We start from the raw sequence: 7,227 nt of genomic DNA on the forward strand, positions 1-7,227 counted from the left end.
ACCGCGAATATCGGGGGAAAACAACAAGATGAAACAGATTAAATCCTGGGCGCAATATTATGTCGATCTGATGACCAAGCTGGGACTGGTGCGATTCAGCATGTTCCTGGCGGCGGGCATTATCGTGCTGGCGGTCGCCATCCAGATGGGGGTGACCCTGTTCCTGCGTGGCAATATCGATGTGATCGACTTCGTTCGCTCGGTCTTCTTCGGCCTGCTGGTGACCCCCTGGGCGGTCTATTTTCTCTCCATCGTGGTGGATCAGCTAGAGGATTCTCGTCAGCGACTGAGCCGGATGGTGCGCAAGCTGCAGGATATGCGGGAGCGGGATCTGGAGCTCAATACCCAGTTGCAGGAGAACATCAGCCGCCTCAACGCCCAGATTGCCGAGACCAACCGGGCCGAGAGCCTGCGTCTGCAGGCCATCGAGGATCTCGAGAACGAGGTGTTTCAGCGGGAGAAAGCCCAGCTTCATCTGGGGGAGCGCACCGCGCTGCTGCGCTCCTTTATCGACTGCTCCCCGGATCTGGTCTACTACCGCAACGAGGATGAGCAGTTCTCCGGTTGCAACCGCGCCATGGAGGAGCTGACCGGCAAGGTGGAGGCCGAGCTGATTGGTCTGACCCCGTTCGATGTCTACAAGCAGGAGATCGCCAACAAGGTGGTGGAGACCGACAAGCAGGTTTTTGCCAGCAACGAGCCGCTCACCTACGAGCAGTGGCTGGAGTATCCCGATGGCCGTAAGGCTTACTTCGAGCTGCGCAAGGTGCCCTTCTTCGACCGCTTCGGCAAGCGGCTCGGCCTGCTCGGTTTTGGCCGCGACATCACCGAGCGCAAGCAGTATCAGGACAAGCTGGAGAAGGCGAGCCGCGACAAGACGACCTTTATCTCCACCATCAGCCACGAGTTGCGCACCCCGCTCAACGGCATCGTGGGCTTAAGTCGGATGCTGATGGATACCCCCCTCGATCCCAAGCAGCATCAGCAGCTCAAGACCATTCACCTGAGTGCGGTGACCCTTGGCAATATCTTCAACGACATCATCGACTTGGACAAACTGGATCGGCGTCGCCTCGAAATTGCGCCAACCCGTATCGACCTGCCTGCCTTCCTCGACGAGCTGGAGACCCTGTCGCGCATTCAGGCTGAGCAGAAGGGGCTCTATCTCCATTTCGATCGCGATGGCGACATGCCGCAATTTGTGATGGCTGACGGCACCCGCCTGCGTCAGGTGCTGTGGAATCTGGTGGGCAACGCGGTCAAGTTTACCGATGAGGGGGGCGTCACCGTGCGTTGCCTCTCCCATCCCGCCGACGAGCCGGGCAAGCTGGCCCTGCACTTCGAGGTGGAGGATACCGGTATCGGTATCCCGCGCGCCCAGCAGGAGAAGATCTTCGCCATGTACTATCAGGTGCAGGGCAAGAAGCACGCCACCGGCACCGGCATTGGCCTCGCGGTCTCCCGTCAGCTGGTGCAGGCGATGGGCGGCCAGCTCTATGTGGACAGCGATCCGGGCGAAGGTTCCTGCTTCACTGCCGAATTGGAGGTGGCTTGCGCCGAGCCTGTGTTGCCAGAGCAGGAGGAGGAGATGCCCTCCCTCGATATCCTGCTGGTGGAGGATGTGGAGCTTAACGTGACGGTGGCCTGCGCCCTGCTGGGCAAGCTGGGTCATCAGGTGCAGGTGGCACGGGACGGCACCCAGGCGTTGGCGATGGCCAACCCGGATGATTTCGACCTCATTTTGCTCGATATCCAGTTGCCGGACATGACCGGCTTTGATGTGGCGAAAACCCTGCTGGAGCGTTATGGCGACAGCCTGCCACCCATGGTGGCGCTCACCGCTAACTCCACCGGTGATCGCCAGTACTACCGGGATCACGGCATGCAGGATGTGATTAACAAGCCGCTCGGCTCCAAAGCGGTGCGGGAGGTGATTGGTCACCTGTTTGCCGGTCTCGCCGAGGATGAGGCGGACGAGCAGGCGGATGCGGGCAATCAGGATGCACTGCTGGATATCTCCTTCCTCACCGACTACGCCGATACTGTGGGCAAGCCGGTACTGCTCTCCAGCGTCGATCTGTTCGAGAAGATGATGCCGGACTACATGGCTGTGCTCGACTCCAACATGATTGCCAAGGATCAAGCAGGGGTAGTGGAAGAGGCCCACAAGATAAAAGGGGCGGCAGGCTCCATTGGCCTGCGCCGACTGCAGCAGACGGCGCAACTCATTCAGAGCCCGGATCATCCCGCCTGGTGGGAAAACGTGGAAGACTGGATTGAGACGCTGCGCCGGGAATATCCGGGCGATATCGCCCGTCTGCGGCGCTGGTTGCTGTCTTGAGGCTGGAGGTTGTCTTGAGTCTGATGGGAGTTGCTGGCAAGGAGCTGCAAAATGTATAGCCGTTTGATTACCCCCGCGCGCATCCACCCCTGGGGGGATGAGGCGCTGTTGGAGGCGACCGAGCAGGATCGCGCCCGCATCGTGCAGGCCGCGCCGGTGCGCCGTCTGCAGCAGAAGACCCAGGTCTTTCCGCTCGATGTGAAGGCCTCGGTGCGCAGCCGCCTCACCCACTCGCTGGAGGTGCAGGAGACCGGTCGCCAGATCAGCCGCCGCATTCTGGCCGCCTTGCCTGCCGGGATGGTCTGTGAGGGGGCTTTTATCAATCTGGTGGAGATGTCCTGCCTGCTCCATGACGTGGGCAACCCGCCGTTTGGCCACTTTGGCGAGCAGGTGATGAGCCAGTGGCTCGGCGAGATGCTCGATCCCCTCTATCAGCAGGCGCTGGCGCAGCCACCTTCGGCCCAGTGGGCTGAATTGCGTCAGGATCTGCAACTGTTTGATGGCAACGCCCAGAGTCTGCGGCTGGTGCACAGCCTGCACGAACTCAACCTGACACTCGGACAACTGGCGGCGCTCTGCAAATACCCGCAGCAGCCCCAGCCCGGCGTGAGCTATGGTCAGCATCATGGCTGGAGCAGCAAGCGGGGCATCTTCTTTAGTGAGCAGCCGCTCTACCGCGCCCTCGGTCAGAGCCTGGGATTGGCCCCCGGCTGCCGTCATCCGCTGGTCTACATCATGGAGGCGGCCGATGACATCTCATATTGCATCGCCGATCTGGAAGATGCGGTAGACCGGCGGATCTTGACACTGTCAGAGCTGCTGGTGGCGCTGCGGGCCGCTGACCAGAGCGACTATCTGGCTGCGTTGCTGGATGAGGCGCTGGTCAGTGGCCGGGGCTTTTTCCCCCATTTCCGCCAGCAACTGACCCGGGATCTGGTGGCGTTGGCGGCGCAGAGCTATGTCAGCGAACATCAGGCCATTTTGCAGGGATCCTATCCGCAAGCGCTGCTGCACGGTCAGGCGCCGGCGGCGCGGGTGCTCGACATCCTCAAGCGGGTGGCCCGCGAGCTGGTCTTTATGCGCCCCGAAGTCGAGGCTCTCGAACTGGAAGGGTATGCGGCGCTGCGCGGGGTGCTGACCAGCTATGCCTGTCTGCTGGCGCTGCCGGCGCAGCAATTTGCCCGCCTGCTGGCCGGGGAGGGGAGTCAGGCGCTGTTCTTTGCGCGCCGCCTCTATCACCGCCTCTCGGCCCGCCATCTAAAGGCCTATCGATTGGCGATTGCCACCCCGGATCCACGATTTGCCTGCCAGCACGAGCAGGAATGGTATTACCGGGTGCGGCTGCTGCTCGATTATGTCAGCGGCATGACGGATACCTATGTGCTGGAGGAGTACCGGCTGCTCTCCGGGATTTGATGCCCGGGGTTGTCCCTTGTCAGACAGCATAAAATGCCATGAAAACGTTTAAAAAGGAGTCGCAGGAGGCTTGTGTTAAATTCGGATATTTTTTAGACTGCTGCAACCTGTTCAACTTTTACCCGGTAAGGAGACGAAAATGCAACATCTGATGCTCAATATTGCATTCTCTCGCGGCACTGCGTGCGGCGTGAAATCTCGTGCTCTTTTACCGCGTGGCGTAAACAGGTAACCCCTGTCTTTTTATCACCCGCGGTTCGTCCCGCAGGGTGATATCCACTTTCTCCGGGAGAACCGCATGTTCAACTGGAGAATGTTATGTCTATCGAACTGGTTTTACTGCGCAGTGTTGAATCCCTGGTCCAGAGAAGGATTGCCCGGGTCGAGCGTCGTCTCGTGCAGGTCAATCTGTCACCCGCCCTGCTCAGGGATATCGGGCTGGAAGGATATCAGGGTCAGATCGCCCTCGTTCGCGAGCGGGAGTATCAAACCGGCTTCCGACTCGGGAATCGAATAACCTGATGGAAGGGGCCTGTATGGCCCCTCTTTGCACTAATGGCAGACCCCGGTCTGCCATTTTCGTTTGGCCCGGTGACGGTCAGGCAAGGATAAGCGCTGAGACTGAATAGCTGTGCTGCGGCTTGATGCCCAGGGGGTTATCCACGTTGCTGTGAGCCGCCAAGTCATCAGGCTGTGAATTGGCTAATTGGCACCGGACTTGGCAAGATAGATTGCCTACACTGATATCTATCTGATTCTGTTGGCTGGATCCCTCCGTTTGAACAAGGATGTTCATGAAAATCTCAAGCAAGTTGCTGCTCAGCTTCGGTTTTATCAACCTGCTGATCCTGCTCTCCTCCACGCTGGTCTATTACCGGCTGACCCAGATCAATCAGGCCCAACACACTCTGCTGGAGCAGGCGCTGCCCGCTCTGCAGCGGGATGAGGCGAGCCAGAAGGCGCTGGTTGCCACCGTTTCTGCCCTGCGTGGCTATCTGATCCTCGGCAAGGATCCGGCTCAGGCTTCCCGCCTCAAGCAGGAGTGGGAGTCGGCCTGGCAGGCCATCGCCCATCAGGCGTTCAGTCCGGCGCTCGCCAAGTCTCTCGAGACCTTCAAAAGCCACTAGGAGAAGGTGTGGAGCATCGCCCAGAGCGAAGAGAATCTGCCCGCTCACACCCTGATGCTACAGGAGGCGGGGCCGTTGGCGGAGGCGGCGCTCGATCAGTTGCAATCTTTTGCCAATGAGGAGGTGGCGACCCCGCAGGAGCAGCTCGCGGACGATCGCCGCATGCTGCTCAAGCAGGTGGGAGATGCCTACAACAGCCTCGCCAATTCCCTCTCTGCCCTGCGGGATTTTCTTATCTCCGGCGATCCTGAATACCGCAGCAAATATCAGGATTATTACCAGTTTCACCAGCAGCGGGTGGCTGAGGTGAAGCAGCAAGCCGCGCTCTTTACCGACACCCAGCAGAGCCTCTGGCAGCTGTTTGAAGAGATGACTACCCCCTTCTCCGAGCTGGTGGGGCAGGTGATCGAGAAGCGCCAGGCGCCGGATTGGGATCAGGCAAACTACCTGATGGCCACCGACATCGAGCCGATGCAGTCCAGCCTCAGCGAGCAGTTGGTCCAGCAGGTGGGGAAAACCCGTGCCGAGGTGGATCTGATTTCGGCGCAGATGACCGGAGCCGGGAGGGCCATCAACCAGACACTGCTGTTGGCCACCGGCAGCGCCATCGTGCTTGGTATGCTGGTCGCCTGGCTCTTTAGCCTTCGTCTGACCCGTGACATTGCCAGCCTGGTGATCCGGGCGGGGCTGGTTGCGGATGGTCGGCTGGCGGCCGAGCCCTTGCCGATAAGGGGTCAGGATGAGCTGGGTGGATTGACCGGCTCCATCAACCGGATGTCTGCCCAGTTACGTGATCTGGTCGGCGAGTTGCAGGGCGCAGTGGGACAGGTCGAAGAGGCTTGTCTCGATGTGGGCAACACCACCAGAGCCATAGTGGTGGATCTGACGGAGCAGGATCAGCGGGTCGATGCGGTGGCGGCAGCTATCGATCAGATGTCGGTCAGCGCCCGTGATGTGGCTGGCAACATTGCCGGTGTGGCGGATAGTGCCCATCAGGTGCAGCAGCAGACCCGTCAGGGAGAGGCCGCGCTGACGCGAATGAGCGATACCATGCAGCAGATTGCCACCATGATTGGACAGGCCAATGAAGCCATGGGGCTGTTGGCGCATCAGAGCGAACAGGTGGGGCAGATCACCGAGGTGATCGCCACTATAGCCGAGCAGACCAACCTGCTGGCCCTCAATGCCGCCATCGAGGCGGCACGAGCAGGCGAGCAGGGGCGCGGTTTTGCGGTGGTGGCCGATGAGGTACGCCAGCTGGCGACCCGCACCCATCAATCAACCGCCGAGATCAGCCAGACTATTGCGGCCATCTCCCGGCAGACTCGCCAGACGGTAAGTACCGTCAGCAGCGGTACCCGGTTGGTGGAGCAAGGGCGGGATGCTGTCGGATTGGTGACCGATACCCTGAGTGCCATGAACCAGCTGGTACAGTCGCTGTCGGGCCAGCTGGAGGCCATTTCGGTGGCAACCGAGCAGCAGTCGCGGGTGGCCGCCGAGGTATCCGGGACGGTCGATGACATTGCTGCGCTCAGTCGGCAATCCTGTCAGCGCAGTCAGCAGGGGGAGGAGATCGTAGCCAGACTGGCTGGCGATACCGGCAAGCTGAAGGCGGTCATCGCCCGCTTTGATCTTGATGCGTGAGATGGCGGGATCATCCCGCCATTGTTATTGCCATGCACCGATACGTCTGGCCCGTGGGTTTAGTCCAGACGTCTGAAGGTGTGGTTGTCGAAGCTGCTGGTGGTCTCGCGATTGAGCAGGCTGACCAGCAAAATAGCCCGTTTATCTCCATCCGGTTCCATATAGATGGCTTCAAAGCCAGCCAATGGTCCCTCTTCAATCCGCACCTTGTCACCCGAGCAGGGCAGGCTGGCGTAGCAGGCTCTCGCCTCATCGCTGTCATCGCGGCTCATCAGCTGATAGACCAGCTTGCTGCTGATGGGGGTCCATTCACTGCCAAAGTGGATGATCCGGCTGATGCCACGGGTCGACTTCAGGGTGACCGGTGTCACCTCTTCCAGATCGACAAAGATAAACAGGTAGTTGGGGAACATGGGTTCCCGTACCGGAACTCGCTTGCCCCGGCGCAGCTTCTCGATCTCCACCATGGGGTAATAGGATTCGATGCCCTGGGCATCGAGGTGGGCGCGGGCGCGGGCCTCTTCCTTTGGTTTGCAGTAGGCCAGATACCATTTTTTCATATGATGAGTATGTTCGTGTTGCCGTGCTCGCGGATATGATAGCGGCGTCAATAAAAAAGGCTATGTCCCAATTACGTGTTGAAAGGCTAAGCTTGAAGTAGGCCATCACCTTGAGGTCTACCATCATGGATACCCCAGC

4 protein-coding genes and 1 pseudogene are annotated in these 7,227 nt (G+C 59.9%); 4 read left to right on the plus strand and 1 reads right to left on the minus strand.

The window, feature by feature from the left end; genetic code table 11:
• Positions 1 to 28 precede the first annotated feature (28 nt).
• From arcB to ACW5W8_RS13535, 4 genes and pseudogenes are all read left to right on the plus strand, one after another.
• Positions 29 to 2,341 (plus strand): aerobic respiration two-component sensor histidine kinase ArcB, encoded by a 2,313-nt coding sequence (gene arcB, locus ACW5W8_RS13520; protein ID WP_498628299.1) that lies wholly within the window; start codon positions 29 to 31, stop codon positions 2,339 to 2,341.
• Between the two features lie 51 nt (positions 2,342 to 2,392).
• Positions 2,393 to 3,757, plus strand: coding sequence for a dGTPase (dgt, locus tag ACW5W8_RS13525; RefSeq protein ID WP_498628300.1), 1,365 nt, complete (start codon positions 2,393 to 2,395; stop codon positions 3,755 to 3,757).
• Between the two features lie 318 nt (positions 3,758 to 4,075).
• Complete coding sequence (locus ACW5W8_RS13530) at positions 4,076 to 4,279, plus strand: hypothetical protein (RefSeq protein WP_005349248.1); 204 nt, start codon at positions 4,076 to 4,078, stop codon at positions 4,277 to 4,279.
• Between the two features lie 272 nt (positions 4,280 to 4,551).
• Positions 4,552 to 6,528, plus strand: a pseudogene (locus tag ACW5W8_RS13535) (HAMP domain-containing methyl-accepting chemotaxis protein).
• A 59-nt stretch (positions 6,529 to 6,587) separates the two neighbouring features.
• Here the strand turns inward: ACW5W8_RS13535 and rfaH are convergent.
• Positions 6,588 to 7,088, minus strand: coding sequence for a transcription/translation regulatory transformer protein RfaH (gene rfaH, locus ACW5W8_RS13540; protein WP_498628301.1), 501 nt, complete (start codon positions 7,086 to 7,088; stop codon positions 6,588 to 6,590).
• Positions 7,089 to 7,227 lie beyond the last annotated feature (139 nt).

The sequence above is a fragment of the Aeromonas aquatilis genome (assembly GCF_054052405.1).

Excerpts from the sequence above, each read along its gene's own strand:
- arcB (WP_498628299.1), top strand. The coding sequence starts at position 29 with ATGAAACAGATTAAATCCTGGGCGCAATATTATGTCGATCTGATGACC.
- dgt (WP_498628300.1), top strand. The coding sequence starts at position 2,393 with ATGTATAGCCGTTTGATTACCCCCGCGCGCATCCACCCCTGGGGGGAT.
- ACW5W8_RS13530 (WP_005349248.1), top strand. The coding sequence starts at position 4,076 with ATGTCTATCGAACTGGTTTTACTGCGCAGTGTTGAATCCCTGGTCCAG.
- rfaH (WP_498628301.1), bottom strand. The coding sequence starts at position 7,088 with ATGAAAAAATGGTATCTGGCCTACTGCAAACCAAAGGAAGAGGCCCGC.